This window comes from Azospirillum sp. (assembly GCF_035628975.1).
Taxonomy (GTDB): Bacteria; Pseudomonadota; Alphaproteobacteria; order Azospirillales; family Azospirillaceae; genus Azospirillum.
Genome location: NZ_DASPIS010000093.1, coordinates 19416 through 43769, shown reverse-complemented (window position 1 = coordinate 43769; position 24354 = coordinate 19416). Strand labels below are relative to the sequence as shown.

Below are 24354 nucleotides of genomic sequence, written 5' to 3'. Positions count from 1 at the left end.
CGGCGGAGTGCGCGACACCGTCCGCCGGCCCACATTGCCCCCTCAACACGCCGTGATGCCTGTATGATTCGCGGAAGGGAGAGGGAGCCATGACCGTCGCACTAGATACCGCCGCACTCGATAACGCCGCACCCGATATTGCCGACACCGCATCCGACCGTTGGGACGCCTTGCGCCGCCGCGATCCCGCCGCCGATGGGCGGTTCGTCTATGCGGTCCGCAGCACCGGCGTCTATTGCCGTCCCAGCTGTGCCGCGCGCCCGGCCCGGCCGGAGAATGTCGTGTTCTACGACACCAACGCCGAGGCCGAGCGGGCAGGCTTCCGCCCCTGCAAGCGCTGCCGCCCGGACGGACCGAGCCAGGCCGAGCGGCGGGCCGATGCCGTCGCCCGCGCCTGCCGCCTGATCGAGGAGGCGGAGGAGGTCCCGCCGCTGGACGAGCTTGCCGCCGCGGCCGGACTGAGCCCGCACCACTTCCACCGCATCTTCCGGCAGGCGACCGGCGTCACCCCACGCGCTTATGCCGAGGCCCGCCGCGCCGCCCGCGTCGCCGGCACCCTGCAGGAGGCGGGCAGCGTGACCGAGGCGATCTATGAGGCCGGCTACGGCTCGTCGGGCCGTTTCTACGAGACGGCGGGGGCGCGGCTCGGCATGACGCCCACCGCCTATCGCCGCGGCGGGGTGGGGGAGGCGATCCGCTTCGCGGTCGGCGCCTGCTCGCTGGGCTCCATCCTGGTGGCGGCGACGGAGCGCGGGGTCTGCGCCATCCTGCTGGGCGACGATCCGGAGGCCTTGCTGCGCGACCTGCAGGACCGCTTCCCCAAGGCCGAGCTGATCGGCGGCGACGCAGGCTTCGAGGCGACCGTGGCGCAGGTGGTGGGGCTGGTGGAGGCGCCGGGAACCGGGCTGACCCTGCCGCTGGACATCGGCGGCACCGCCTTTCAGCAACGCGTCTGGCAGGCCCTGCGCGCCATTCCCGCCGGGCGGACCGCCAGCTATGCCGAGATCGCCAGGGCCATCGGCGAGCCGGCGGCGGTGCGGGCGGTGGCGCGGGCCTGCGGCGCCAACCCGCTGGCTGTCGCGATCCCCTGCCACCGGGTTGTGCGATCCGACGGCGGCCTGTCGGGTTACCGCTGGGGCGTGGAACGCAAGCGCGACCTGCTGGACAGGGAACGGGCGTCCGAGGGCGTGGAGACGGCCCAATGACGGAGGTGGATGATCTGGACTGGGACCGCATCGGGGCGGAACTCGATGCCGCCGGCCATGCCCTGACCGGACCGCTTCTGGATGCCCGGACCTGTGCGGCGCTGGCCGGCCTCTACCCTCAGGACGCGCCGTTCCGCAGCCGGGTGGTGATGGAGCGGCACGGCTTCGGCAAGGGGGAATACAAATACTTCACCCACCCGCTGCCGGATCCGATCGCCGCCCTGCGGGCGCCGCTCTACCGCCGGCTGGCGCCGGTCGCCAACCGCTGGGCGGAGGCGATGGGGCTCGACACCCGTTACCCGACGGAGCATGCGGAATTCCTGGAGCGCTGCCACGCCGCGGGACAGACGCGTCCGACGCCGCTTCTGCTGAAATACGGCCCCGGCGACTACAACTGCCTGCACCAGGACCTCTATGGCGAGACGGTGTTCCCGCTGCAGATCGCCATCCTGTTGTCGGAGCCCGGCAGCGGCTTCACCGGCGGCGAGTTCGTGCTGACCGAACAGCGCCCGCGCATGCAGTCGCGCGCCACCGTCGTGCCGCTGGGGCTGGGGGAGGGCGTGATCTTCGCGGTGGACCAGCGCCCGGTCCAGGGCACGCGCGGCCCCTACCGGGTTCGCCACCGCCACGGCGTCAGCCCGGTCAGGTCGGGCGAACGCTACACGCTGGCCATCATCTTCCACGACGCGGCGTGAACCGTCATCCCGCCGCCGACGGCGCCCGCGATCCCATGCCGCGGGCGGGGGAGTAGCCGCGCACCGCCAGTGCCGCGAACAGCAGGGTGGCGCCGGCGACCACGGCCAGCGCCAGCTGATCCACCTGCCCGTACAGCGCGAAGCGGATCAGCTCCACCCCATGGGTGAAGGGGTTCAGGCTGCACAGCCACCACAGCAGCGGCCCGGCCTCCTCCATGCGGTAGAGCGGATAGAGGGCGGAGGACAGGAAGAAGAGGGGGAAGACGACGAAGTTCATCACCCCGGCGAAATTCTCCAGCTGCCGGATGGTGGAGGCCAGCACCATGCCCAGCGCGCCCAGCATCAGCCCGTTCAGCAGCAGGGCCGGCAGCACGGTCAGCGGTGCCCAGGCCGGAAGGTCGATGCCGTAGAGCCGGACGATCAGCAGGAAGGCCGCCACCTGCAGCACCGACACCACCACCCCGCCCAGCAGCCGCGCCAGCAGCAGGAAGCCACGCGGCAGCGGGCTGGTCAGCAGGATGCGCATGCTGCCCATCTCGCGGTCGTAGACCATCGACAGCGAGCCCTGCATGCCGTTGAACAGCTGGATCATGCCGATCAGCCCCGGCACGATGTAGGTCTCGTACGGGATGTAGGTCTCGTAGGGCGGGATGATGGCGATGCCGAGCGCCGCCCGGAAACCCGCGGCGAAGACGAACAGCCAGACCAGCGGCCGGACCAGCGCGCCCAGGAAGCGTTCGCGCTGATGAACGAAGCGTAGGACCTCGCGCGCCACGATCCCCTGGAAGGCGATCCACCATCCGCTCATGCCGCGGCCTCCGCATTTGCACCCATATCGGCGACTGGTCTGGCGGCGGTCAGCCGGTCGAAGCTCTCGGCCACGGTGGCGCAGCCGGTCTCGGCATTCACCGCGGCAACCGGCCCGCTGGCCCGCACCCGGCCGCGGTGCAGCACCACGGCATGGTCGGTGGCCGGGTCGATCTCGTCGATCAGGTGGGTGGCCCACAGAACGGCGATGCCCTCTCCCTCGCACAGCGCATGGACATGGCGGATCAAGGTGCGGCGGGCGGGAATGTCCAGCCCGACCGTCGGTTCGTCCAGCAGCAGCAGGGACGGGCGGTGCAGCAGGGCGCGGGCGATCTCCACCCGCCGCCGATGCCCGCCGTTCAGGGCGCGGACCTTCTCGCCCTGCCGTTCGAACAGCGACAGGCGGGTCAGCTCCGTCTCGATCCGCCGGTCGGCCTCGCGCCGGCCGATGCCGTGCAGAGCCGCGAAATAGCGCAGGTTCTGCACAACCGTCAGGTCGAGGTCGAGCGTCGGCTGCTGGAACACCACCCCCAGCCGGGCCAGCGCCTCGCCGGGCGCTTGCGCCATGTCGTGGCCGTGGATGCGCACCCGGCCATGATTGGGCTGCAGAAGTCCGGTGGCGAGCGCGAACAGCGTGCTCTTGCCCGCCCCGTTGGGGCCGAGCAGGCAGGTGAAGGCGCCGGGCATCACGCGGAATCCGACATCCTCCAGAGCATTGCGCTCCCCGCCATAGCTGTGGCGCAGCCCCTCCACCTCCAGTGCCGGCACTGTCATCCTGCTGCTCCCTCCACCCTTCACCCCTTGACGACGACGCCCCAGGGATAGCGGCCGACCTTGATCGACTTCGTCACCTTCAGGCTGTCGACGTCGATCACCGACACGTCGCCGCTGACCCCGTTGGTGCTGTACAGCGTCTTCTGGTCGGGCGTCAGCGCCAGATGCCAGACGCGGCGGCCGACCAGCAGGTAATCCTTCACCTCGAAGGTCTTCGCGTCCACCACCGCGACGTGGTTGGCCGGTCCCAGCGCCACGAAGGCATAGCGGCCGTCCTCGGTCAGCTTGACGCCCACCGGCTGGATGCGGTCCTTGGCGACGCCCTTGATGTGGAAATCGACCACCTTCTTCACCTGCCGCGTGGCGGTATCGATGACGCTGACGGTCCCGCCGATCTCCGACGACACCCACAGCTGCGCGCCGTCCCTTGTGAACTCCGCATGGCGCGGGCGCGGTCCGACCAGGGTGTTGTCGACGACCTGCCGCTTCTCCACGTCGATCCAGTGGACCATGCTGGTGGTCTCGGACGTGTTGACGGCCCAGCGGCCATCGGGGCTGACGTCCATGCCTTCCGGCTCCACACCGACATCGACCTGGAAGGCCACCTTGCGCGCGGGCACGTCGACCACGGTGACGACGTTGCTGTCCTCGTTGGCGATGAACAGGTTCTTGCCGTCGGGGCTGAGCGCGAACTGCTCCGGATCGTCGCCGGAGGGCAGGTTATGCACGACCTTCTTGCTGGCGAGGTCGAGAACCTGCACCGCGTGGTCGTCGCTGGCGCAGATGAACAGCTGGGTGCCGTCCTTCGACAGGGTGATGCCGCGCGGTCGCTTGCCGACCTTGATGGTGTCGACCACCGCCAGCGTCTTGCCGTCGATCACCGACAGGCTGTTGTCCTTCTCGTTCGACACGTAGATCGTCTGGGCCGACGCGGCGGACGCCAGGAAGGTGGTCAGCAGGGAAGCCGTTAAAGGCAACCAAAGCAGGCGGGCGGATGTCATGGCGTCTTCTTCCCTCGCGTCTTGCAGAGCGTTTCAGGTTGGTCGTAGCCCAGGCTGTCCAGTTCGGTCCGCGGGTGCAGGAATCCCTCCTGCGGCGACACCGACACGACCGAGCGGTCGGCGGCGAGCAGCACCGGCTGGCGCAGCTGCCCGTCCCACGGACGGACGGTAAGCGGCGCGCCGCGGAAGGCGGACATGGTGAAGTCGGGCGATTGGATGAAGGCGATCAGCCGCTCCGGATCGGCGGTGCGGGCACGGGCGGCCGCCTCCCCCACCACGCGGACGGCAGTCCAGCCATTGTGGTCGCGGGCGGTCATCGGGCGCTTCGCCGCCGATTTGAAGCGGGATTGCAACTGTGCCGCCCCCCATTGTTCGTGGGTGCGGTGCCAGACCGTGGGAACCAGCCCCTGGGTGCCGGCCACCGGGCGTGGATCGGCGGTGCGGTAGGACAGGTAATCGCCGAACTCCCCGACCTCGTCGGCGACGATCAGCACGTCATAGGATTTGGCCTGGGTGAAGACGGGGATTTCCGCCTCCGCGGTGCGGTTCACGTCGCTGTCGGCGGTCCAGTCCTTCTCCGCCACGATCTGGGCGCCGACACGCTTGGCGGTGCGGCGGACGGCGTCGGCATAGAGCCTGTCCTCCGGCCGGCGGCCGGTGACGAGGAACCAGCGCGGCCAGCGCTTCTTCACCAGATATTGCCCAAGCGCATCGGCCAGCATCGCCCGGCTGGGCGCGACATGCAGCAGGTTGGGCGCACAGGCCGCGCCGCGCAGAGCATCGTCGGGCGCGTTCGCGTTCAAAAGCAGCAGGTTGCGCGCCTCCGGCAGCTTCGTCAGCGCTTCCACCGTCGCACCCGGCGCGTCGACGACGATGAAGCGCCCGCCGCGACCCGCCAGTTCGCGCAGGGCTGCCGCCGCGTCGCCGTCAGGCGGGACCTCCACGCTGTCCAGCACGAAGGACTGCTTGAGGAACTTGCCGGTCGTGTTGTTGTCGGCGATGGCGAGCGTGGCGCCGGCCAGCCCGTCGTCGGTCGCCGGCTCGTCCGGATTGGCGACGGAAGGCGGCGGTTCCGGCGTCTGCGACAGGAAGCCGATGCGGATCTCGCCCGCATCCTGCTGTGCGGCGACGGGCGTGCCGGCCAGCAATACGGCGCCGAATGCGGCCAGCGACAGGCTGTGGAACAGGCGGGTCTTCGTCATCGTATCCGTCGGAACGCAAACAGTTTGGAGTGCAGCCTATCCGGCGAATCCGGTCTCCGGAATGCGACTATGGGAGGATGGACAGCGATCCGAGGGGGCGGGATGTCCGCCGACTGGTCACGGCCACGCCCCGCCTTGTACGAAAGTCCAATTATTGGCGTTGCTGACCAATCGCTATCCTGGCTTCCAGCCGTTCAGAAAACCACTGCCGGAACCTCCGATGGCGCCCGTGACCCGCCGCTGCTTTCTCTCCGGGCTTGCCGCATCCGCGGCAGCGCTTCCGCGCGGTGCCTCCACCCGTCCGCTGGACGAGGTGATGGAGCGCGGCCGGCTGCGCGTCGCCGTCTATCGCGATTTCCGCCCCTTCTCCTTCCAGCAGGACGGAACCCTGGTCGGCATCGACGTGGATCTCGCCAGGGCGATTGCGGGAAAGCTGGGCGTGAAGGCCGACATCGTGGAGCAGATCGCCGGGGAGACCGTGTCCGACGACCTGCGCGTCGCGGTCTGGCGCGGCAGCCTGTTCGGCGGCGAGCTGGCCGACATCATGATGCACATCCCCTATGACAAGCAGTTCGGCCTGATGAACCCGGAGGCGGTGCTGTTCGGCCCCTATCATCACGAGGTGTTCGCGCTGGCCCGCAATCCGCAGCGGGTGCGCTCCGCCATGCTGGCGACCCTGCCGGAGGAGCCGATCGCGGTGGAGATCGACAGCATCCCCGATTTCTTCCTGCTGGGCCTGCAGGGCGGCCGGCTGCGCAGCCACATCATCCATTGCCCGACACCCGAGGCCGCCGTGGAGAAGCTGATCGCGGGCGAGGCCGCCGCGGTGCTGGCGCCGCTCAGCCAGGTGCAGGCGGCACTTGGCGCCCGGGCGGAGCAGTTCCCCATCACCACCGTGACCCTGCCGGGGATGATGACGTCGAGCTGGAACGTCGGCATGGCGACCAAGGAGAACTCCCGCGATCTCGTCTATGCCGTCGGCGACGCGGTGGCCGCCCTGACCGAGGACGGGACGATGGCGAGGATCTTCGCCAGCTACGGCGTCACCCACACCCCACCCCCGCTGGTGGAGTGAAGCTCCTAGAATCCCCTCTCCCCCCCGGGGAGAGGGTTAGGGTGAGGGGGAAACGTTGCGGAACTCTTGCAAAAATCCTAAAGCGCATCCCCCTCTCCCCGGGGGGGAGAGGGGGATGCTGCCGATTGGGAGGAGTTGCATGCGACACGCCTTGATCGGAATCTGCTTCAGCGCCGCGCTGCTGGTGTCAGCCACCCCGGCTTTCGCCGCGGCCTCTCCGTCCGATCCGCTGAACTCCGTCATGTGGGAGGCCCTGCGCGAGCAGTATTTCGCCGGCGCACCGGTGGTGTTCGATGACAAGGTGAAGGTCACGGCACCCGCCTCGGCAGAAGACACGCGCGCCGTGCCGTTGTCCGTCGACGCCACGGCCCTGGGGCAGGTGGTGGAGATGCTGGCGATCGCAGACCTCAACCCCTTCCCGCTGATCCTGCGCTATCACCCCGGCACCGCCGCGCCCTACATCGCCACCCGCATCAAGATCCAGCAGGCGACCGCCGTGCGCGGCGCGGCGCGGACAGCCGATGGCGTGTGGCATGTGTCTGGCGTCCTGGTCGATGCGGCGGGCGGCGGCTGCAGCGCCCCGCCGGTGTCCTACGCGCAGAAGGATTGGGCCGACCATGTCGGCGAGGTGCAGGCCCGGCTGTGGCCGGCGGATGCGGACGGGGTGGCGCGGCTGCGGCTGCGCATCCGGCATCCCAACGACACCGGCCTCGTCGACGGCATCCCCGCCTTCTTCGTCGAGACGCTGACGGTGCAGGCGCAGACCCCCGGCGGCCCGTCCGAACTGGCGCGGATCGACAGCCTGGAACCGGTGTCGGAAAACCCGGTCTATTCGCTGGATCTCCGCCCGCCGCCGGATGCCAAGGCGCTGGTGCTGCGCGGCCGCGACAACCAGGGCGGCGAGATCGACGCGATCATCCCGATGCCGCCGCCCGGCGCCCGCCCGGCGATGACGCTGCGCCCGGGCGACCCGCTGCGGAGTGTCGGGCAATGACGACGAAGCTCCTGCGCCGGCTGGCGCTGGCCGCCGCTCTCGCCGCCGGTCTCACCACGGCTCTCACTGCCGCCGCCCAGGCCGCCGGACCGCTGACCTACGACCTGAAGCCGACGCGCATCGCACCCGACACCTATGTGTTCGAGGGATCGACCAAGCATTTCACCCGCGCCAACGGCGGCAACATCCTGAATTCCGGCTTCATCGTCACCGTCGACGGGGTGATCGTCATCCAGACCGGCCCGTCCCGCCGCTATGGCGAGGAGATGCGCGCCGCCATCCGCAAGGTCACCGACAAGCCGATCCGCAAGGTCTTCATCAGCAACCTGCACCCCGATTACTGGCTGGGCTCCCAGGCCTTCGCCGACGTGCCGCTCGCGGCGCTGCCCGGCACCATCGCCGGCATCCAGGAGGAGGGGAGCGGCATCGCCGACAACATGTACCGGCTGGTCGGCGACTGGATGCGCGGGACCGAGGTGACGGTTCCGACCGAACCGGTCTATGGCTCCACCGTCAGGTTCGGCGACCACCGGCTGCGGCTGATCCCGCTCGCCGGCCACACCGCCGCCGATTTGATGATCCTGGACGAAACGACGGGCGTGCTGTTCGCCGGCGGCGTCGTCTTCTGCAACCGCACCCCCACCACGCCCCATGCCTCCATCGCCGACTGGCTGAAGGAGCTGGACGCGGTGGATGCGCTGGACATCCGGCTGCTGGTGCCCAACCACGGCCATATACGCCCCGACAAGACCTGCGTCGCCCAGACCCGCGACTGGCTGACCTGGCTGGACGGCACGTTGCGCCATGCGATAGAGTCGGGCATGGACATGGCGGAAGCGCTGGAACTGCCGATCCCGGAACGCTTCGCAGTGCTCGACGTGCTGCGCGAAGAGTATCGCCGCTCCGTCGCCCATCTCTGGCCGAAGATCGAGCAGGAGAGCCTTCCCAGAGTCAATTGACGCTTGCGCCTGCTACTATCCGACAATTTACCCGACCGATCATCCGTCTACACTGCCGATATCGTGAAGCGACGCGGCCCTTGCGGCCGCCAACATCCTGATAGCCGCCCCGATCCCGTCCCAGCACCGCCGGACCCGCCCGTCCTGCGGCAACGGCCGGACCTTGCCCGGGCGGTGCCGTCATCATCAGTATTGGGAGGCAACCGCACATGAAGCGTCTGGTTACAAGTCTCGCCCTGGCAGCCTCGCTGACCGCGTTCAGCGCCACCGGCGTTCTCGCCGCCGACGGCCCGTCCAATGACGACCTGCTGAAGAGCGCCACCAACACCGACGCGGTCCTGACCTATGGCATGGGTCCGCAGGCCCAGCGCTTCAGCCCGCTGACCGACCTGAACGCCGACACCGTCAAGAAGCTGGTCCCGGTCTGGTCCTTCTCCTTCGGCGGCGAAAAGCAGCGCGGGCAGGAAGCCCAGCCCATCGTCTATGACGGCACTATGTACGTCACCGGCTCCTATTCCCGCCTCTATGCGGTCGATGCCCGCACCGGCCAGAAGAAGTGGGAATACAACCATCGCCTGCCCGACGGCATCATGCCCTGCTGCGACGTGGTGAACCGCGGTGCGGCGATCTACAAGGACAAGATCTACTTCGCCACGCTGGACGCCCGCCTCGTCGCGCTGAACCGCGAGACCGGCAAGGTCGTGTGGAACAAGAAGCTGCAGGACTACAAGGAAGGCTATTCCAACACCGCCGCCCCGATGATCGTCGACGGCAAGATCATCACCGGCAATTCCGGCGGCGAGTTCGGCGTCATCGGCATGGTCGAGGCCCGCGATGCCGAGACGGGCGAGCTGGTCTGGCAGCGCCCGACCATCGAAGGCAACATGGGCATGCTGAACGGCAAGGAGTCGACGGTCACCGGCAAGGTGAACGCCAGCTGGCCGGGCGACATGTACAAGACCGGCGGCGGGGCCACCTGGCTGGGCGGCACCTACGATCCGGAGACCAAGAGCCTGTTCTTCGGCACCGGCAACCCGGCTCCGTGGAATTCGCATCTGCGCCCCGGCGACAATCTCTACACCTCCTCCACGCTCGCCATCAATCCGGACAACGGCGAGATCAAGTGGCACTACCAGACCACGCCGCATGACGGCTGGGACTTCGACGGCGTGAACGAGTTCGTGTCCTTCGACCTGAAGAAGGACGGCAAGGTGATCAAGGCCGGCGGCAAGGCCGACCGCAACGGCTTCTTCTACGTCATCGACCGCAACACCGGCAAACTGATCAACGCCACGCCCTTCGTCACCAAGATCACCTGGGCCAAGGGCATCGATATCGAGACCGGCCGTCCGATCTATGTCGACGAAAACCGTCCGGGCGCCCCGACCGAGGGCAGCGGCGATGCCAAGGGCAAGTCGGTTTTCGCGGCTCCCGCCTTCCTGGGCGCCAAGAACTGGATGCCGATGGCCTACAACCCGCAGACCGAGCTGTTCTACGTCCCGGCCAACGAGTGGGGCATGGACATCTGGAACGAGCCGATCACCTACAAGAAGGGTGCGGCCTATCTCGGCGCCGGCTTCACCATCAAGCCGCTGTATGACGATTACATCGGCGCTCTGCGCGCCGTCGATCCGAAGACCGGCAAGATCGTCTGGGAATACAAGAACCCGGCCCCGCTGTGGGGCGGCGTCCTGACCACCGCCGGCAACCTCGTCTTCACCGGCACGCCGGAAGGTTTCCTGAAGGCCTTCGACGCCAAGTCTGGCAAGGAGGTCTGGAAGTTCCAGACCGGCTCCGGCGTGGTCGGCAGCCCGGTCACCTGGAAGATGGATGGCGAGCAGTATGTCGCCGTCGTCTCCGGCTGGGGCGGTGCCGTGCCGCTGTGGGGCGGCGACGTCGCCAAGCTGGTGAAGGACATCAACCAGGGCGGCTCGCTCTGGGTCTTCAAGCTGCCCAAGGCCTGATCGGTTCACGACCGGCAGTGAGCCGAGCGGACCGGAGCAATCCGGCCCGCTCGGCTCGTTATTCAGTATCGGCCAGTCTAATTGTTCCCCTGTTCTGTTGTGTCCTACCATAGTCCAATTATTTGCCTGACCCACTGCTGATAACGTCGGCTCATGCGAAGCAGAAGCCGCAGGGCGGCGAGAAACAGAGGGAACGTCTTACTCATGAATGCACGGATTCTTCGAATTGCAGCCGCCGTTGGTCTGATCGGTGCCGTGGTTCTCCCCGGCCTTGTTTATGCCCATGGCGATGTCGTCCCACAGGCGGTCGACACCAGCGGGCTGGAGAAGCTGGGCGACAAGTGGCGCGACAGCAATCCCTACCGCAGCAACCAGCGCGCCATCGAGATCGGCTCCTCCGCCTTCAACCAGAATTGCGCGCGCTGCCATGGGCTGGGTGCGGTCTCCGGCGGCATCGCCCCCGACCTGCGCTATCTGGAGAAGGGCGATGCCGGCGACGAATGGTTCAAGGAGCGCGTGATCAACGGCTCGATCCGCAACGGCGTCACCTACATGCCGGCCTTCGGCGAAGCGCTGGGGCAGGAGGCGCTTTGGTCGATCCGCTCCTGGCTGGAAACCGTGCACGAGGAGTGATCCCCCGCCAGCGGTCACCAAGCGCCGGCTTTCCGATCCCGTTTTACTTCCCTGAAGGTGGTCATCCATGATTCGCAGAACCATTCGCAGAACCGCTTCCCTGGTTGCCGTCGCCGCGGCCCTTCTGGTCGCGCCGGCCGCCACGTCGTTCGCCGCCGACCGCGCCACCCCTGAACAGGCCAAGTCGCTGGTCGCTGACGCCGTCGCCTACCTGAAGGCCAAGGGGCCGGAGGAAGCCACCAAGGCCTTCCAGGACCCGAAGGGCAGCTTCCGCCGTGGCGAGCTGTATGTCTTCGTTTTCGACGCCAACGGCCGTTACGTGGCGTCCGGCGCCAACCCGCGCCTTGCCGGTTCCGAGGCCGCCGACCTGAAGGACGCCGAAGGCAAGCCCATCGTCCAGGCGATGATCACCGAGACCAAGGACAAGCCGAGCGCCGTCATCGACTATGTCTGGCTGAACCGCCAGACCAACAAGGTCGAGCACAAGCATTCCTACGTCACCCGCGACGGCAACTACATCGTCGGGGCGGGCACCTACGACCAGTGACGGTGCGGGGAGCGGGAAGGGGGGTGTCGGGGACCGGCACCTCCGCATACTCCGCCCCATCCTCCTATCGTTGAATATACGAACCATCTGCAATGCCCCTAGACTGAGGGTTCAACCAGACGCCGGGGATCGGACCATGTCGGCAGGCTGTACGAGACGGGCGACGCTGCTGGCCGCCGGCGCGCTGGTGGCCACCGCCGCGCTCCGGCCGGGCCTCGCCGCCGGGCGGCCGGTCGTCCGCGCCGGGGTGCTGAAGTTCGGCACGGTCAGCTGGGAACTCGACACCCTCCGCGCCAACCGCTTCGACGAGCAGGCCGGGATCGACCTGCGGCTGGTGGAACTGGCGGGCAGTGCGGCCACGCAGGTCGCGCTGCAGGCGGGCGGGGTGGAGATCATCGTCTCCGACTGGCTGTGGGTGTCGCGGATGCGCACGAAGGGGGAGGCGCTGTCCTTCATCCCCTATTCGACCGCCGTGGGCGCGCTGGTGGTGCCGGCCGGCTCCGCAATCGCCGGGATCGCCGACCTGCGCGGCAAGCGCATCGGCGTCGCCGGCAGCCCGTTGGATAAAAGCTGGCTCCTGCTGAAGGCGCTGGCCGGCGACCGGCATGGCCTTGCGCTCGACCGCGACGCCCAGCCCTTCTACGGTGCGCCGCCGCTGCTGAACAGCAAGATCGCCGATGGCGACCTGGACGCCGTGCTGACCTACTGGCCCTTCGCCGCCCGGCTGGAGGCGCGGGGCATGCGCGTGCTGGTCACGGTGTCGGACATGCTGACCGCATTGGGCCAGCCGGCGGACATCCCATCCATCGGCTATGTCTTCCGCGAGGAATGGGCGCGCGCCAACCCGGCCGCGCTGGACGGATTCCAGGCGGCCAGCGCCAAGGCGAAGGCGCTGCTGGCGCAATCCGATGCCGCCTGGGACCGGCTGGCCCCGCTGATGCAGGCAGAGGACGACGCCACCTTCCGCACCCTGCGCGACCGCTACCGCGAGGGCATCCCCCGCCGCTGGACCGCGGAGGAGCAAGCCGGCGCCGCACAGCTCTATGCGCTGCTGGCCCGGCTCGGCGGGCGTGAGTTGGTCGGCGATGCGGCGACAATCGCGCCCGGCACCTTCTGGACCGGCGGGGCATAGCCGGTGCGCCGCGCCCTGATGCCGCTGCTGTCCATCCTGCTGCTGCTGGCCTGCTGGCAGGCGGCGGCGATTCTGGTCGGCGGGCGCCTGCTGCCGGGACCGCTGCCGGTCGCCCAATCCCTGTTGCGCGAGGCGGAGAGCGGGGCGCTGTTCCACCATCTGGGTGCAACGCTGCTGCGGGTGCTGGGCGCCTTCGCGCTTGCCATGTCCATCGGCACCGGGCTGGGGGTTGCGATGGGCCGCTCCCTGTTCATCGACCGGCTGTTCGGGCCGTGGCTGGTCTTCTTCCTGAATTTGCCGGCGCTGGTGGTGATCGTGCTGGCCTATGTCTGGTTCGGCCTGACCGAGGCCGCGGCCATCGGTGCGGTGGCCGTCAACAAGATCCCCAACACGGTGGTCCTGGTGCGGGCCGGCGCACGCGCCATCGACGAAGGGCTGATCGACATGGCCCATGTCTATCGCATGTCGCCCGCCGACCGGCTGCGCCATGTGCTGCTGCCGCAACTCACCCCCACCATCGCCGCTGCTGCGCGGTCCGGCCTTGCGCTGATCTGGAAGATCGTGCTGGTGGTCGAACTGCTGGGTCGCAGCGACGGTGTCGGATTCCAGATCAACCTCCTTTTCCAGACGTTCGATGTCGCAGGAATCCTGGCTTACACCGTCGCGTTCGTGGCCGTGGTCCAGCTTTTGGAATACGGCGTCCTCCAACCGGCCGAGCGGCGCAGCCAGCGCTGGCGGCGCTTGCCCGCTGACGCTTGAAATCCGCTCCAAGCGCTTCGGCGCGGTGGAGGCCGTGCGCGGCCTCAGCCTGTCCGCCGCGGCGGGGGAGGTCGTGGCCCTGGTCGGCCCCAGCGGCTGCGGCAAGACGACGGCGCTCGGCATCGTCGCCGGGTTGGACCGCGCCTTCGAAGGGGAGGTCACCATCGGCGCGCGGCCCGACGGCGAACCGGCGCGGCTCGGTTACGTGTTCCAGGAACCGCGGCTGCTGCCCTGGCGCAGCGTGCGGCAGAATCTGGCCCTGGTCCTGCCCAGGGGGCAACGCAAGGGGCCGGCGGTCGGCGCCATGCTGGACGCGTTGGAGCTGACGCCCTTCGCCGACCGCTTCCCGACCCAGCTGTCGCTGGGCATGGCGCGGCGGGTGGCGCTGGCCCGCGCCTTCGTGGTCGAACCGGACCTGCTGCTGATGGACGAGCCCTTCGTTTCGTTGGACGAGCCGACGGCGCTCCGGCTGCGCGCACTGCTGGCGGAATTGCTGGACCAGCGGCCGACCACGGTCCTGCTGGTGACCCACAATCTGCGCGAGGCGCTGGCGCTCGCCGATCGGCTGCTGCTGCTGGCGCCCTCGCCGGGGCGGGTGGTGGCCGAGGTGCCGGTGTCCATCCCCCGCGCCGCCCGCGACGATGCCACCATCGAAGCGTTGCGCCGCGACCTGCTGTCCCGCCCGGAACCGGCCTTCCGCCTGCTGGCGTGAGTGCTGCCGATTTTTGATACATTTGCCCCTCGTCCGGTCGGAGCGGGTGCGTTATGGTGCTGTCGTGCCGGCTTGGTCCGGCGGTGTCGAAGGGCGGCGGAGCCGGATGGCGTTCGGTCGGTGGACAGTGCGACAGGTGCGGAGGCTTGGCCTGTTGGCCGGGATGGCCGCGCTGTTGCTTCAGGTCATCGCCTGGGGCTGGATGCCCGTCGCTTCCGCCGTCGCACGGACCGGAGAAACGTCGTCCCTGCAGATCTGTTCGGCCGGCGGCTTCGCGACAATCGACGTCGATTCTGCGGAATTCGGACCTGCGAACTACGGCATCGCCTTGATCGGCGTGGATCACGACGCCGGTGACGGCCACGGCGGCACGTCCGACCCGACACCCTTCGGCAGCGGCCATTGCCCGCTCTGCCCGCTGATCGCCGGGCTTGCCTTGCCTCCACCGCCCCTGACGGTCGAGCCGGCCATGGCCGTCGCCGGCGACACCCGCCTGCTGCCGGGCGAGCGCATCGCCGCTGGCTGGTTCCTATCGACGCTCCAGGCCCGCGGACCGCCGCTGAGCGCCTGATCTCCTCCACTGCCATTCAATTCGTTGCGCATCGCGTGCCCCGATCCCAGAGGGATCCGTGCCGGCCGCATGCCATGTCCACATCCTGTTCAGGAGCACAAGTCAATGAAGCGCATTCTCGGCATCGCCACCGCTCTCGCTCTGATCGGCGCCGGTGCCGCGCTGGCCCACAGCTACAAGGCCGGTCCGATCGACATCGGCCATCCCTGGGCCCGCGCCACCGCGCCGTCGGCGCCCAACGGCGGCGCCTATCTGTCGCTGACCAACACCGGCACGGCGGAAGACCGGCTGGTCGCCGCTTCCACCCCCGCCGCCGAAAAGGCGGAGCTGCACACCCATCTGAACGAAAACGGCGTGATGAAGATGCGCGAGGTGCCCTTCATCGCCGTCGCGCCCGGAGAATCGGTGAAGCTGGCGCCGGGTGGGCTGCACGTCATGCTGCTCGGCCTCAAGAAGCCGCTGGTGAAGGGCGAGCGGGTGCCGCTGACCCTGCGCTTCGAGAAGGCCGGCAGCGTCGAGGTCGAACTCGCCGTCGAGGCCGCCGGCCAGAGCGGTTCCGACCACGGCCATAACCACATGGGTGCGGCGGCCGGCGCCGCGCATGGCCAGCCCCAGAAGCAGTAACGGAAAAGCCCGCCGGCAGGTCATCCCCTGCCGGCGGGCCCCATGGAATGGCCCTGACGGGATCCGGTCAGCGCGGACGGTGACGGACCAGCGCGTCGGTGATGTCCACGTCGCGGAAGGGCTTGCCGATCACCGGACGCGTACGGTGGGCGTCGGGCAGCCCCTCCGCCCCATGGCCGGTGGTGAAGATGAAGGGGATACCGGCCGCAGCCAATCGGTCGGCCACCGCATCCACCCGCTCGCCGCGCAGGTTCACGTCGAGCAGGGCGATGTCGAAGCCGCCCGCCTCGATCATTCCCAGCGCCGCCGCCACCGAGCCGGCCGGGCCGAGGCAGGTGACGCCCTGGTCGAGCAGGGCATCCTCCAGGCTCATGGCGATCAGCGGCTCGTCTTCGACGATCAGCACGGTCAGGTCGGAAATGTTCGCGTCGGTCACTGCGGGCTCACTCGCGACGACAGGGGAATCACCAGCCGGCATCGCACGCCTGCGGGGTCGAAAGCAAGAGCAACATCGCCCTCCAACTCATGCGCAAGGCCGCGTTCGATCAGGCGCGACCCGAAGCCGCGGCGGGTCGGCGTCACCACCGGCGGCCCGCCGCTCTCGCGCCAGCGCAGCACCAGCGCGCCAGCGTGGCCGTCCTTGCCGGCGCGCACCGGCGGCTGGTCCGGCTTCGCGATCTCCCAATCCAGCTCCACCCGCCCGTTCTCCGCGGACAGGGCGCCATATTTGGCGGCATTGGTGGCAAGCTCGTGGAAGGCGAGGTGAAGGGACACCGCGACCCCGGTCGTCAGGTTGACCGGCGGCCCGCCGACCGTGACCCGGCCGGCATGGACATGGGGTTCCAGCGTCAGCGCGGCGATCTCGCTCAGCGAGGCGCCCTGCCATTGGCGGCGGGTCAACAGGTCGTGAGCCTGGGCCAGCGCGCGCAGACGGGATTGGAAGGCATCCGGGAACGCTTCCACCGACGGGGCGGCGCGCAAGGTCTGCTTGGCGATGGACTGCACCATCGCCAGCGTGTTCTTCACCCGGTGGTTCAGCTCTTCCAGCAGCAGAAGCTGCCGTTCCTCCGCCTTCTTGCGGTCGGTGATGTTCAGCGATACGCCGGCCAGTCCGGTCGGCGTGCCGTCCCGGTCGTAAACGGCGCGGCCGCGCACCTGAACCCAATGGACGCTGCCGTCGGGCCAGATGGTGCGGTACTCCATATCCAGCGGGGAGCCGCTGTTCACCGCCTGCTGGACCATCGCCTGCTGATAGTCGCGGTCCTCCGGATGGACATGCGCCAGCAGTTGGTCATAGCTGGTGAGCTTATCCGGATCTGACAGGCCCAGGTTGGCGGCGCAGATTGAGGACACGCGCAGCCGGTTGTCCGCCAGCGTCAATTCCCACGAGCCGAGCCGCCCGGCCTCAAGCGCGAAGCGCAGCCGCGCCTCGCTCTCCGCCAAGGCTTGGCGCTTGTCGGCCAGTTCGTTGCGGTCGCGCGCCTCCACCAGGGCGCGGCGCACCACGACCTGCAGCCGCTCCATCCGCAGCTTGACCACGTAATCGGTGGCGCCCTTCTTCAGCGCCTCGATGGCGTTCTCTTCGCCGAGCATGCCGGACACGAAGATGAAGGGCACTCGCGGCAGCCGCTCGCGGGCGATGGCCAGCGCCGACATGCCGTCGAAATCGGGCAGATCGAAGTCCGACAGGATCAGGTCGTACGGGCCGCCATTTGCGACCGCGTCGATGAAGGATTGCCGGGTGTCGACGCGCTGGATGTCGAAATCATGGTCGTCGATCATCAACAGGTGCTCGCGCACCAGATCGGCGTCCATGCCGTTGTCCTCCAGCAGCAGGACGCGGCAGGGAATCAGCAGTCCCCGACCGGCGGGCGTACCGTCCGATGCTAGGGTCCCTGCGGACGGGTCGAGCAGTCTGGTCATCAGGTGCCGCGCGGACGTCGGGGATGGCAGCCGGGCGGCGGCTCGTTCAGGATCGCCCAGAAGCTGCCAATGTCGCGGATGGCGTCGAAGAACTCCTTGAAGCCGACCGGCTTGACGACGAAGGCGTTCACCCCCAGCCGGTAGCTGCGGACCAAATCCTGCTCCTCCTTGGAGGAGGTCAGCATGACCACGGGGATGGCGCGGGTGCTGTCGTTGGCCTTGATCCGCTGCAGCACCTCGATCCCGTCCACCTTCGGCAGCTTGATGTCGAGGATGATGACGGCCGGATATTTCGGGTCGGTCGGCTTGGACACCGCCTGACCATCCTCGTGGAACAGGTAGGACAGCGCTTCCGCCCCGTCGCGGGCAACGACGATGTCGTTGGCGAGTTGGGCCTCCTCGAAGGCCTCCAGCGTCAGCTCCAGGTCCTTCGGGTTGTCCTCGACCAGCAGGATCGGTTTCAGCTTGGCCATCGGGCTACCTCGATTCGGCGGTTGCGGACCGCGGCAGAGAGAAATGGAAGGTTGCACCTTGGTCAAGCTTGCCTTCCGCCCACACCCGGCCGCCGTGGCGTTCCACGATGCGGCGGACATTGGCGAGGCCGATGCCGATGCCCTCGAACTCTTCCTCGCGGTGCAGGCGTTGGAAAACGCCGAAGAGTTTACCGGCATAGGCCATATCGAATCCACGGCCATTATCGCGCACATGGAACTCATGCGCCTCGGGCGTGCTGCGGCAGCCGATTTCGATCTCCGGTTCGGCGCGGTCGCGGGAATATTTGATGGCGTTGGACAGCAAATTCTGCACCACCAGCCGCAGCATGGTCGGATCGCCGGTGACGCTGGGCAGCGGATGCACGGTCCAATGGACGTTGCGCCCCCGCAGGTCGGGCTCCAGCAGGTTGCGGACCTCCTCCACCAGCCGGGCTACGTCGACCTCCACCCGCGCCAGCGTGGCGCGGCCGAGCTGCGAGAAGTGCAGAAGCCCGTCGACCAGCGTGCCTGCCGAACTCGCCGCCTCAATGATGCTGTCCAGATAGTGGCGCTCCCGATCGCTCAGCTTGTCGGCGGCGCGGGAGCGCAGAAGCTCGGCATAGCTGGAGACGTGGCGGAAGGGGGCCCGCAGGTCGTGCGAGACGGAGTAGGAGAAGGCGGCAAGCTCGCCGTTGCTGCGGCGAAGCTCCTCGTTCAGCGCGGCCATTTCCTCGGCCTTGCGCAGCACGATGCTGACGATGGCGTTGCGGAAGTCTCCGGCGGCTTCGATCTCGCCATGGCTCCAAGGCAGGGACTGGCCGCGCACCGTCTCCTTCCAGGTCTCGAAGGAGTTGCGCGGCGATAGCCTGCCGCTGTCGTCGACGGGCTTGTTGGGATCGCCGGCCCATTCGATGGAGCGCACGATCTCCGGCCGGAACCAGAGGACGTAGCTGGGATGCAGCTGCGAGATGGAGATCGCCAGCAGCCCGCTGGCGCTGGCGTCCATCCCGGCGGCGGCCTGCATCTCCACGGGCAACTGGTGGCTGGCGAACAGATCCTTGATGCCCTGACCGGCCAGTTCCGCGCCGATGGCCTCCACCACCGCCTGCGGCGGGGTGTGGCCGATCAGGCGGCAATCGCCGTCGAACAGGATGGCGGCGCCGTCGGCATTCACCAGCGACAGCAGATCCTCGCCATCCTCCGCCAGCCCGTCGATGAAGTGGTCCGCCGCGGCCATGTGGGCGAGCAGCCGGGCCTGGATGCTCTTGGAACGGATGCGGTGATCGGCATCCTCCGCCCGCTCCAGCGCGATCATCTGGCTGGACAGCACCTGTCCCAGCAGGTCGCAGGCGGTGCGGATGGCGAAGGACACCTGCCGCGGTTCGGCATGATGGCAGGAAATCAGGCCCCACAGCCGTTCCCCGTCCATGACGGAGATCGACATCGAAGCCGGCGTGCCCATGTTGCGCATGTATTCCAGATGCACGGGCGACACGCTGCGCAGAACGGAGAAGCTGAGGTCGAGAGGCTCCGGTTCCCTCTCCGCCGCCTCATCAACCGCCAGGATGCGAACCGGGCGATAGCGGGCATCGGCGATCAGCCGCAGGCGGTTCAGCGCGTAGAGGCGGCGCGCCTGCTCCGGAATGTCGGAGGCGGGAAAGCGCAGGCCGCGGTAGGAAGGCAGGCGGCCGTTGCCGTCCTCGGCGATGACGGTGCCGTTCCACTGTTCGTCGAACCGATAGATCAGCACGCGGTCGAAACCGGTCAGCGACCGCACCTCCTCCGCCGTGCAGGTCAGCAGCGTCTCGAAATCATGGGACGCCTGCATCCGCCGGATGCCTTCGCGCATCTGCGGGTAGAGCGCCTCGAGCGTGCCGACGCCGGTGGCTTCAAGGTCCTCCAGCTCCAGGATCACCAGCCCGCCGGACCGGTGGGCGATGGCCTGATGGTCGCTGCCGCCGCGCAGGTGCAGGATGTCGAGCTGTACCGGTTCGGCAGGGGCGGCGCGCAGCCGGCGGACGAGCGACGCCATGCCGTCGGCGTCGATCAGCCGGTCGATCGGCTGACCGAAAGCCTCGTCGAGCGGGCGGTTGAGCACCGCGCCGGCTTCCGCACTCGCCCGGACAAGGCGCAGGCCGTTGGGTTCCAACGCCAGGAGATGGCCGTGCGGCTGGATGCTGCCGGGAATGTGAATCGGTTCGCGCGCGCAGGCGTCGAGGTCAAAGCTGCCCGCCATGGTCTGGGGCCACGGTTCCGGTCCGGTTGCAGGCGTCACGATCGTCCTTTGCTCGTCTCGGTCACAGTCCGGCAGGCCCGCTTGACTCAGGCCCTTGTCACCAGAGTCTGCCGGATTCCCGTCGAGAGTTCGACGGCAGTCTGAACAGTCCACGATGCAAAACCCGGCTCCTGCCCGACGCGTCGCGTTGCAGCGACCGGCACGGCAGGATATTCATCAGACCCTATACTTTCATTATCATAGGGCAAGTTTTCAGCCGGTTCACAGAATTTTGTCTGATTTGCGCTTTGATCATAGAACTAAGATCATATGCTGTTTCGTCTTATGGGTCAGCTTATAAGTACGGATACTCCGGTTGCGCCGCATGGCAGGCCGGGAGCGATGATCGGGCGGCAACGATAAAGGTCGGAAACGGGGAGGAAGTGACGGCATGAAGACCGAGGTGACGCGCCTGCTGGGCATCGATTATCCGATCGTTCAGGGCGGGATGCAGTGGGTCGGGCTGGCGGAACTGGCATCGGCGGTGTCGAATGCCGGCGGGCTCGGCATCCTGACGGCGCTGACCCAGCCGACGCCGGAGGATCTGGCGCGGGAGATCCAGCGCTGCCGCGGCATGACCGACAGGCCCTTCGGCGTGAACCTGACGATGCTGCCGGCGGTGACGCCGCCGCCTTACGAGCGCTATCTGGACGTCATCATCGACAGCGGCATCACCATCGTAGAGACCGCCGGCAACAGCCCGCGCGCCTTCGTCGAGCGCATGAAGGCGCACGGCATCCGCATCCTGCACAAATGCACCAGCGTCCGCCATGCGCTGAGCGCCGAGCGGGCGGGGGTGGACGTCATCAGCATCGACGGCTTCGAATGCGCCGGCCATCCGGGGGAGGACGACATTCCCGGTCTGGTGCTGATTCCGGCGGCGGTCCGGGCTCTGAAAATCCCGGTCATCGCCTCCGGCGGCATCGCGGACGGCCGCGGCATGGCGGCGGCGCTGGCGCTGGGCGCTGAGGGCGTCAATATGGGCACGCGCTTCCTCTGCACGCGGGAGGCGCCGGTGCATGACGCCGTCAAGCAGGCGCTGGTCGCGGCCGGCGAGCGCGACACCAACCTGATCCTGCGCAGCCTGCGCAACACCGCCCGCGTCTTCAAGAATGCGGTGTCGGACGAGGTGGTTGCGTTGGAACGCCGTCCCGGCGGCGCCGGATTCGAGGAGGTCCGTCCCCTCGTTGCCGGCCAGCGCGGCCGGGCGGCTTTGGAGTCCGGCGACGTCCAGGCCGGAGTGGTGTCCGCCGGCATGGTCATCGGCCTGATCGACGACATCCCGACCTGCGACGAGTTGATCCGCCGCATGGTCGCGGAGTGCCGGACCCACCTGCGCCGGGCTCTGGCGATGGCGGAGGAGTAGGCGGTCAGAAGATCAGCTTCAGGATGCCGGTGACGACCAGCAGGCCGATGATGAAGATGATCAGGATGGCCCAGCCGAGGATCTTGAGCATGGTATCGGTTCCTGTATGGCTTCGTGCATTGCCTGGCGCCTCCGCCCTCCGGTGGCGCCACGCCCATGCTTGGATCAACCCGCCAGCCACGCTTCGGTTCCCGCGGGAGGCGTGTGCCGACGGTCGATGACCCGCCGCAATAGGTGACCGGGCTGCTTGCCGCTCACGCGAACTTCCTGGCGCCTGCGACGCACAGGACCACCAGTCCGGTCACCGCGATCATGGTCCAGGCGACCGGCTCGTGCAGCAGCAACCCCGCCAGCGCGAGGCCGAGGAGGGGCTGAAGCAACTGCAATTGCCCCACACCGGCGATGCCGCCGAGCGCCAGACCGCGATACCAGAAGACGAACCCCACCAGCATGCTGAAGACCGAGACGTACCCCAGCCCGATCCAGGCCGGCGCGGCGACGCCGCTCCAATCTTCCGGCATCGTCAGGAGCGCGGCCACCGCCATGGCCGGCAATGCCAGCACGAGCGCCCAGGAAATGACCTGCCAGCCGCCCAGCCGCCGGGACAGGACCGCGCCCTCGGCATAGCCGAGCCCGCAGAGCAGAATCGCCGCGACCATCAGCAGGCCGCCTGCAAGCGACGCGACGCCACCCTGGGCCAGGGCGAAACCGGCGACGGCGAAGCCCCCGAGGGTCGAGAACAGCCAGAAGGCGGGTTTCGGCCGTTCCCTCGACCGCAACACGCCGAACAAGGCGGTGGCGAGCGGCAGCAGCCCGATGAATACGATCGACTGCGCCGAGGTGATCCGTTGAAGCGCCAGCGCCGTCAGCAGGGGAAAGCCGACTACGACCCCGAGCGCCACGATGGCCAGCGGGCGCAGGTCGCTACGGGCGGGCCGCGTCTGCCGCAGGATCGACAGCAGGGCGGCCGCCAGCAGGGCGGCGATCACCGCCCGTGCCGAGGTCAGGAACAGCGGCGGAAATCCGGCGACCGCGACGCGTGTCGCCGGCAGCGAACCGCTGAAGATGACCACGCCGAGCATCCCGCTGCCCCATCCTGCCGAAACCCACCGCATCCTGCCCCCGATCCACTCCGTTCGCAGCGATGCTAGCGTCATGCACCCTGGCGAAGACAGCGACAGTCCCATACAATTCCACCGAACTGTATTGGCTACGGAAGCCATACACATGGGGGCGGCGCCTAAGGCGGAGGTTGCACGATGAACAGCCGGAGCGGCACTCGGACTGGCGAGGTGATGGATGCGATCCGCCGCAGGATGGCGAGCCGCACGCTGTCGCCGGGTGAGAAGCTGCCTTCGATCCGCGGCTTCGCCGCCACCATGGGCGTGTCGCCATCGACGGTGGTGGAGGCCTACGACCGGCTTGCTGCCGAAGGCATGATCCGCTCCCGCCCCGGCTCGGGATTCTACGTGTCCGGCGCCCTGCCGCCGCTCGCCCTGGCCGAGGTCGAACCCCGGCTCGACCGGACCATCGACCCGTTCTGGGTGTCGCGCCAGTCGCTCGATGCGGCGGCAGGGGTCCCGAAGCCGGGATGCGGCTGGCTGCCGGCCGACTGGATGCCGAACGCCGCGATCCGCCGGGCGATCCGCCGTCTCGCGACTGCCGACGATGCCGTGCTGGCGGACTATGGCGGCACGCGCGGATCGCTATCCCTGCGCCGTCTGCTCGCCCGCCAATTCGCGGACGAAGGGATATCGGCGGGCGCCGATCAAATCCTTCTGACCGGCTCCGGAACCCAGGCCATCGACCTGATCTGCCGGTTTCTGTTGCGCCCCGGTGACGCGGTGCTCGTCGACGACCCCTGCTACTTCAATTTCCAGGCGCTGCTTCGCGCCCATCAGGCCCGGATCGTCGGTGTTCCCTATACGAGGAATGGACCCGATGTGGCCCTGTTCACCGAAGCCCTGACGGCGCATCGGCCAAGACTCTACATCACCAACTCGGCGCTCCACAACCCGACCGGCGCGACGATGTCGCCGCAAACCGCACACAAGCTGCTCGGCGCCGCCGCCGCTCACGATCTCACCATCGTCGAGGACAACATCTTCGCCGGGTTCGAGCATGAGCCGTCGCCGCGGCTGGCCGTCCTCGACGGGCTGGCCCAGGTCATCCGCATCGGCAGCTTTTCCAAGACGCTGTCCGCGTCGATCCGCTGCGGCTACATCGCGGCCCGGCAGGATTGGGTGGAGGCGCTGGTCGATCTGCAGGTTGCGACGAGTTTCGGCGGCCCCAGTCCCGTCGCCGCCGAACTCGTCCTGGCGACCTTGAGCGACGGCAGCTATCGCAAGCATCTCGACGCCCTACGCCGACGGCTGTCGCGGAGCCGCCGCGAGGTTGCGGCTAAATTGGACGCGCTTGGCCTGCATCCATGGCTGATGCCGCGCGGCGGATTCTATCTGTGGTGCAGCCTGCCCGACGGCCGGAACGCCGCCGATGTCGCCCGTGCGGCCTTGCGCGAAAACGTGGTTCTCGCGCCCGGAGACGTCTTCAGCGTGACCCGCTCGGCTTCGGCGTTCCTGCGCTTCAATGTCGCCCAGATGGAGGACCCGCGGGTGTTCGACGTGCTGACGCGTGCGATGGCGGCAGGAGACTAGCCACGCGGA

Annotated in this window: 25 protein-coding genes; 15 read left to right on the top strand and 10 right to left on the bottom strand. The window is 68.3% G+C overall.

What is annotated here, in order from left to right; genetic code table 11:
- Window positions 1-89 precede the first annotated feature (89 nt).
- Both ada and VD964_RS19925 read left to right on the top strand, forming a co-directional pair.
- Window positions 90-1205 (top strand): bifunctional DNA-binding transcriptional regulator/O6-methylguanine-DNA methyltransferase Ada, encoded by a 1116-nt coding sequence (gene ada, locus VD964_RS19930; RefSeq protein ID WP_324870249.1) that lies wholly within the window; start codon window positions 90-92, stop codon window positions 1203-1205.
- Complete coding sequence (locus VD964_RS19925; protein ID WP_324870248.1) at window positions 1202-1900, top strand: 2OG-Fe(II) oxygenase; 699 nt, start codon at window positions 1202-1204, stop codon at window positions 1898-1900. The genes ada and VD964_RS19925 overlap by 4 nt, the downstream gene beginning before the upstream one ends.
- A 4-nt stretch (window positions 1901-1904) precedes the next feature.
- Here the strand turns inward: VD964_RS19925 and VD964_RS19920 are convergent, their stop codons facing one another.
- From VD964_RS19920 to VD964_RS19905, 4 genes are read right to left on the bottom strand one after another with little or no spacing between them, the layout of a single operon-like run.
- On the bottom strand, window positions 1905-2708 hold the full coding sequence (locus tag VD964_RS19920) for an ABC transporter permease (protein ID WP_324870247.1): 804 nt from the start codon (window positions 2706-2708) through the stop codon (window positions 1905-1907).
- Complete coding sequence (locus VD964_RS19915; protein ID WP_324870246.1) at window positions 2705-3481, bottom strand: ABC transporter ATP-binding protein; 777 nt, start codon at window positions 3479-3481, stop codon at window positions 2705-2707. Before VD964_RS19915 ends, VD964_RS19920 begins: the two co-directional genes overlap by 4 nt.
- 20 nt (window positions 3482-3501) lie before the next feature.
- On the bottom strand, window positions 3502-4482 hold the full coding sequence (locus tag VD964_RS19910) for a YVTN family beta-propeller repeat protein (protein ID WP_324870245.1): 981 nt from the start codon (window positions 4480-4482) through the stop codon (window positions 3502-3504).
- Complete coding sequence (locus VD964_RS19905; protein ID WP_324870244.1) at window positions 4479-5684, bottom strand: ABC transporter substrate-binding protein; 1206 nt, start codon at window positions 5682-5684, stop codon at window positions 4479-4481. The genes VD964_RS19910 and VD964_RS19905 overlap by 4 nt, the downstream gene beginning before the upstream one ends.
- Window positions 5685-5904: 220 nt before the next feature.
- On the opposite strand from VD964_RS19905, the gene VD964_RS19900 reads away from it, so the two are divergent.
- The 11 genes from VD964_RS19900 to VD964_RS19850 all read left to right on the top strand — a co-directional run bounded on the left by VD964_RS19900 (window position 5905) and on the right by VD964_RS19850 (window position 15654).
- Window positions 5905-6759, top strand: coding sequence for a substrate-binding periplasmic protein (locus VD964_RS19900; RefSeq protein WP_324870243.1), 855 nt, complete (start codon window positions 5905-5907; stop codon window positions 6757-6759).
- A gap of 139 nt (window positions 6760-6898) precedes the next feature.
- On the top strand, window positions 6899-7753 hold the full coding sequence (locus VD964_RS19895; protein WP_324870242.1) for a quinoprotein dehydrogenase-associated SoxYZ-like carrier: 855 nt from the start codon (window positions 6899-6901) through the stop codon (window positions 7751-7753).
- Window positions 7750-8712 (top strand): quinoprotein relay system zinc metallohydrolase 1, encoded by a 963-nt coding sequence (locus tag VD964_RS19890; protein WP_324870241.1) that lies wholly within the window; start codon window positions 7750-7752, stop codon window positions 8710-8712. Before VD964_RS19895 ends, VD964_RS19890 begins: the two co-directional genes overlap by 4 nt.
- A 209-nt stretch (window positions 8713-8921) precedes the next feature.
- Window positions 8922-10676: a PQQ-dependent methanol/ethanol family dehydrogenase gene (locus VD964_RS19885; RefSeq protein ID WP_324870240.1), complete on the top strand. Its 1755-nt coding sequence runs from the start codon at window positions 8922-8924 to the stop codon at window positions 10674-10676.
- A gap of 204 nt (window positions 10677-10880) precedes the next feature.
- Window positions 10881-11309 carry a cytochrome c-550 PedF gene (gene pedF / locus VD964_RS19880; RefSeq protein WP_324870239.1) on the top strand — a complete coding sequence of 143 codons (429 nt, stop codon included), beginning with the start codon at window positions 10881-10883 and terminating at the stop codon, window positions 11307-11309.
- Between the two features lie 67 nt (window positions 11310-11376).
- Window positions 11377-11856, top strand: a complete 480-nt coding sequence (locus VD964_RS19875) for a cache domain-containing protein (RefSeq protein WP_324870238.1) — start codon at window positions 11377-11379, stop codon at window positions 11854-11856.
- A 136-nt stretch (window positions 11857-11992) separates the two neighbouring features.
- A complete protein-coding gene (locus tag VD964_RS19870; RefSeq protein WP_324870237.1) occupies window positions 11993-12988 on the top strand; it encodes an ABC transporter substrate-binding protein in 996 nt (331 codons plus the stop codon).
- 3 nt (window positions 12989-12991) lie between these two features.
- On the top strand, window positions 12992-13747 hold the full coding sequence (locus VD964_RS19865; RefSeq protein WP_324870236.1) for an ABC transporter permease: 756 nt from the start codon (window positions 12992-12994) through the stop codon (window positions 13745-13747).
- A gap of 34 nt (window positions 13748-13781) precedes the next feature.
- A complete protein-coding gene (locus VD964_RS19860; protein WP_324870235.1) occupies window positions 13782-14459 on the top strand; it encodes an ABC transporter ATP-binding protein in 678 nt (225 codons plus the stop codon).
- A gap of 163 nt (window positions 14460-14622) precedes the next feature.
- Complete coding sequence (locus VD964_RS19855) at window positions 14623-15030, top strand: DUF2946 family protein (RefSeq protein WP_324870293.1); 408 nt, start codon at window positions 14623-14625, stop codon at window positions 15028-15030.
- Between the two features lie 105 nt (window positions 15031-15135).
- On the top strand, window positions 15136-15654 hold the full coding sequence (locus VD964_RS19850) for a copper chaperone PCu(A)C (RefSeq protein ID WP_324870234.1): 519 nt from the start codon (window positions 15136-15138) through the stop codon (window positions 15652-15654).
- Between the two features lie 67 nt (window positions 15655-15721).
- On the opposite strand, the gene VD964_RS19845 is transcribed toward VD964_RS19850, so the two are convergent.
- Genes VD964_RS19845 through VD964_RS19830 form a run of 4 tightly spaced genes read right to left on the bottom strand, consistent with a single transcriptional unit; the run spans window position 15722 to window position 20286 of the window.
- Complete coding sequence (locus VD964_RS19845; RefSeq protein WP_324870233.1) at window positions 15722-16090, bottom strand: response regulator; 369 nt, start codon at window positions 16088-16090, stop codon at window positions 15722-15724.
- Window positions 16087-17577 carry a sensor histidine kinase gene (locus VD964_RS19840; RefSeq protein ID WP_324870232.1) on the bottom strand — a complete coding sequence of 497 codons (1491 nt, stop codon included), beginning with the start codon at window positions 17575-17577 and terminating at the stop codon, window positions 16087-16089. The genes VD964_RS19845 and VD964_RS19840 overlap by 4 nt, the downstream gene beginning before the upstream one ends.
- Complete coding sequence (locus tag VD964_RS19835; RefSeq protein WP_324870230.1) at window positions 17577-18050, bottom strand: response regulator; 474 nt, start codon at window positions 18048-18050, stop codon at window positions 17577-17579. Before VD964_RS19835 ends, VD964_RS19840 begins: the two co-directional genes overlap by 1 nt.
- Window positions 18051-18054: 4 nt before the next feature.
- Window positions 18055-20286, bottom strand: coding sequence for an ATP-binding protein (locus VD964_RS19830; protein ID WP_324870229.1), 2232 nt, complete (start codon window positions 20284-20286; stop codon window positions 18055-18057).
- Window positions 20287-20716: 430 nt separating this feature from the next.
- Between VD964_RS19830 and VD964_RS19825 the strand changes: the two genes are divergently transcribed.
- Complete coding sequence (locus tag VD964_RS19825; RefSeq protein ID WP_324870228.1) at window positions 20717-21691, top strand: nitronate monooxygenase family protein; 975 nt, start codon at window positions 20717-20719, stop codon at window positions 21689-21691.
- A gap of 4 nt (window positions 21692-21695) precedes the next feature.
- Here VD964_RS19825 and VD964_RS19820 read toward each other — a convergent pair whose 3' ends face one another.
- Both VD964_RS19820 and VD964_RS19815 read right to left on the bottom strand, forming a co-directional pair.
- Window positions 21696-21872, bottom strand: a complete 177-nt coding sequence (locus tag VD964_RS19820) for a hypothetical protein (RefSeq protein ID WP_324870227.1) — start codon at window positions 21870-21872, stop codon at window positions 21696-21698.
- 73 nt (window positions 21873-21945) lie between these two features.
- Complete coding sequence (locus VD964_RS19815; protein ID WP_324870226.1) at window positions 21946-22806, bottom strand: DMT family transporter; 861 nt, start codon at window positions 22804-22806, stop codon at window positions 21946-21948.
- A 144-nt stretch (window positions 22807-22950) separates the two neighbouring features.
- Here VD964_RS19815 and VD964_RS19810 point away from each other — a divergent pair, with 144 nt between their 5' ends.
- Window positions 22951-24345 carry a PLP-dependent aminotransferase family protein gene (locus VD964_RS19810; protein WP_324870225.1) on the top strand — a complete coding sequence of 465 codons (1395 nt, stop codon included), beginning with the start codon at window positions 22951-22953 and terminating at the stop codon, window positions 24343-24345.
- The last annotated feature ends 9 nt before the right edge of the window (window positions 24346-24354 follow it).

Excerpts from the sequence above, each read along its gene's own strand:
- ada (WP_324870249.1), top strand. The coding sequence starts at position 90 with ATGACCGTCGCACTAGATACCGCCGCACTCGATAACGCCGCACCCGAT.
- VD964_RS19925 (WP_324870248.1), top strand. The coding sequence starts at position 1,202 with ATGACGGAGGTGGATGATCTGGACTGGGACCGCATCGGGGCGGAACTC.
- VD964_RS19920 (WP_324870247.1), bottom strand. The coding sequence starts at position 2,708 with ATGAGCGGATGGTGGATCGCCTTCCAGGGGATCGTGGCGCGCGAGGTC.
- VD964_RS19915 (WP_324870246.1), bottom strand. The coding sequence starts at position 3,481 with ATGACAGTGCCGGCACTGGAGGTGGAGGGGCTGCGCCACAGCTATGGC.
- VD964_RS19910 (WP_324870245.1), bottom strand. The coding sequence starts at position 4,482 with ATGACATCCGCCCGCCTGCTTTGGTTGCCTTTAACGGCTTCCCTGCTG.
- VD964_RS19905 (WP_324870244.1), bottom strand. The coding sequence starts at position 5,684 with ATGACGAAGACCCGCCTGTTCCACAGCCTGTCGCTGGCCGCATTCGGC.
- VD964_RS19900 (WP_324870243.1), top strand. The coding sequence starts at position 5,905 with ATGGCGCCCGTGACCCGCCGCTGCTTTCTCTCCGGGCTTGCCGCATCC.
- VD964_RS19895 (WP_324870242.1), top strand. The coding sequence starts at position 6,899 with ATGCGACACGCCTTGATCGGAATCTGCTTCAGCGCCGCGCTGCTGGTG.
- VD964_RS19890 (WP_324870241.1), top strand. The coding sequence starts at position 7,750 with ATGACGACGAAGCTCCTGCGCCGGCTGGCGCTGGCCGCCGCTCTCGCC.
- VD964_RS19885 (WP_324870240.1), top strand. The coding sequence starts at position 8,922 with ATGAAGCGTCTGGTTACAAGTCTCGCCCTGGCAGCCTCGCTGACCGCG.
- pedF (WP_324870239.1), top strand. The coding sequence starts at position 10,881 with ATGAATGCACGGATTCTTCGAATTGCAGCCGCCGTTGGTCTGATCGGT.
- VD964_RS19875 (WP_324870238.1), top strand. The coding sequence starts at position 11,377 with ATGATTCGCAGAACCATTCGCAGAACCGCTTCCCTGGTTGCCGTCGCC.
- VD964_RS19870 (WP_324870237.1), top strand. The coding sequence starts at position 11,993 with ATGTCGGCAGGCTGTACGAGACGGGCGACGCTGCTGGCCGCCGGCGCG.
- VD964_RS19855 (WP_324870293.1), top strand. The coding sequence starts at position 14,623 with ATGGCCGCGCTGTTGCTTCAGGTCATCGCCTGGGGCTGGATGCCCGTC.
- VD964_RS19850 (WP_324870234.1), top strand. The coding sequence starts at position 15,136 with ATGAAGCGCATTCTCGGCATCGCCACCGCTCTCGCTCTGATCGGCGCC.
- VD964_RS19840 (WP_324870232.1), bottom strand. The coding sequence starts at position 17,577 with ATGACCAGACTGCTCGACCCGTCCGCAGGGACCCTAGCATCGGACGGT.
- VD964_RS19835 (WP_324870230.1), bottom strand. The coding sequence starts at position 18,050 with ATGGCCAAGCTGAAACCGATCCTGCTGGTCGAGGACAACCCGAAGGAC.
- VD964_RS19830 (WP_324870229.1), bottom strand. The coding sequence starts at position 20,286 with ATGGCGGGCAGCTTTGACCTCGACGCCTGCGCGCGCGAACCGATTCAC.
- VD964_RS19825 (WP_324870228.1), top strand. The coding sequence starts at position 20,717 with ATGAAGACCGAGGTGACGCGCCTGCTGGGCATCGATTATCCGATCGTT.
- VD964_RS19815 (WP_324870226.1), bottom strand. The coding sequence starts at position 22,806 with ATGCGGTGGGTTTCGGCAGGATGGGGCAGCGGGATGCTCGGCGTGGTC.
- VD964_RS19810 (WP_324870225.1), top strand. The coding sequence starts at position 22,951 with ATGAACAGCCGGAGCGGCACTCGGACTGGCGAGGTGATGGATGCGATC.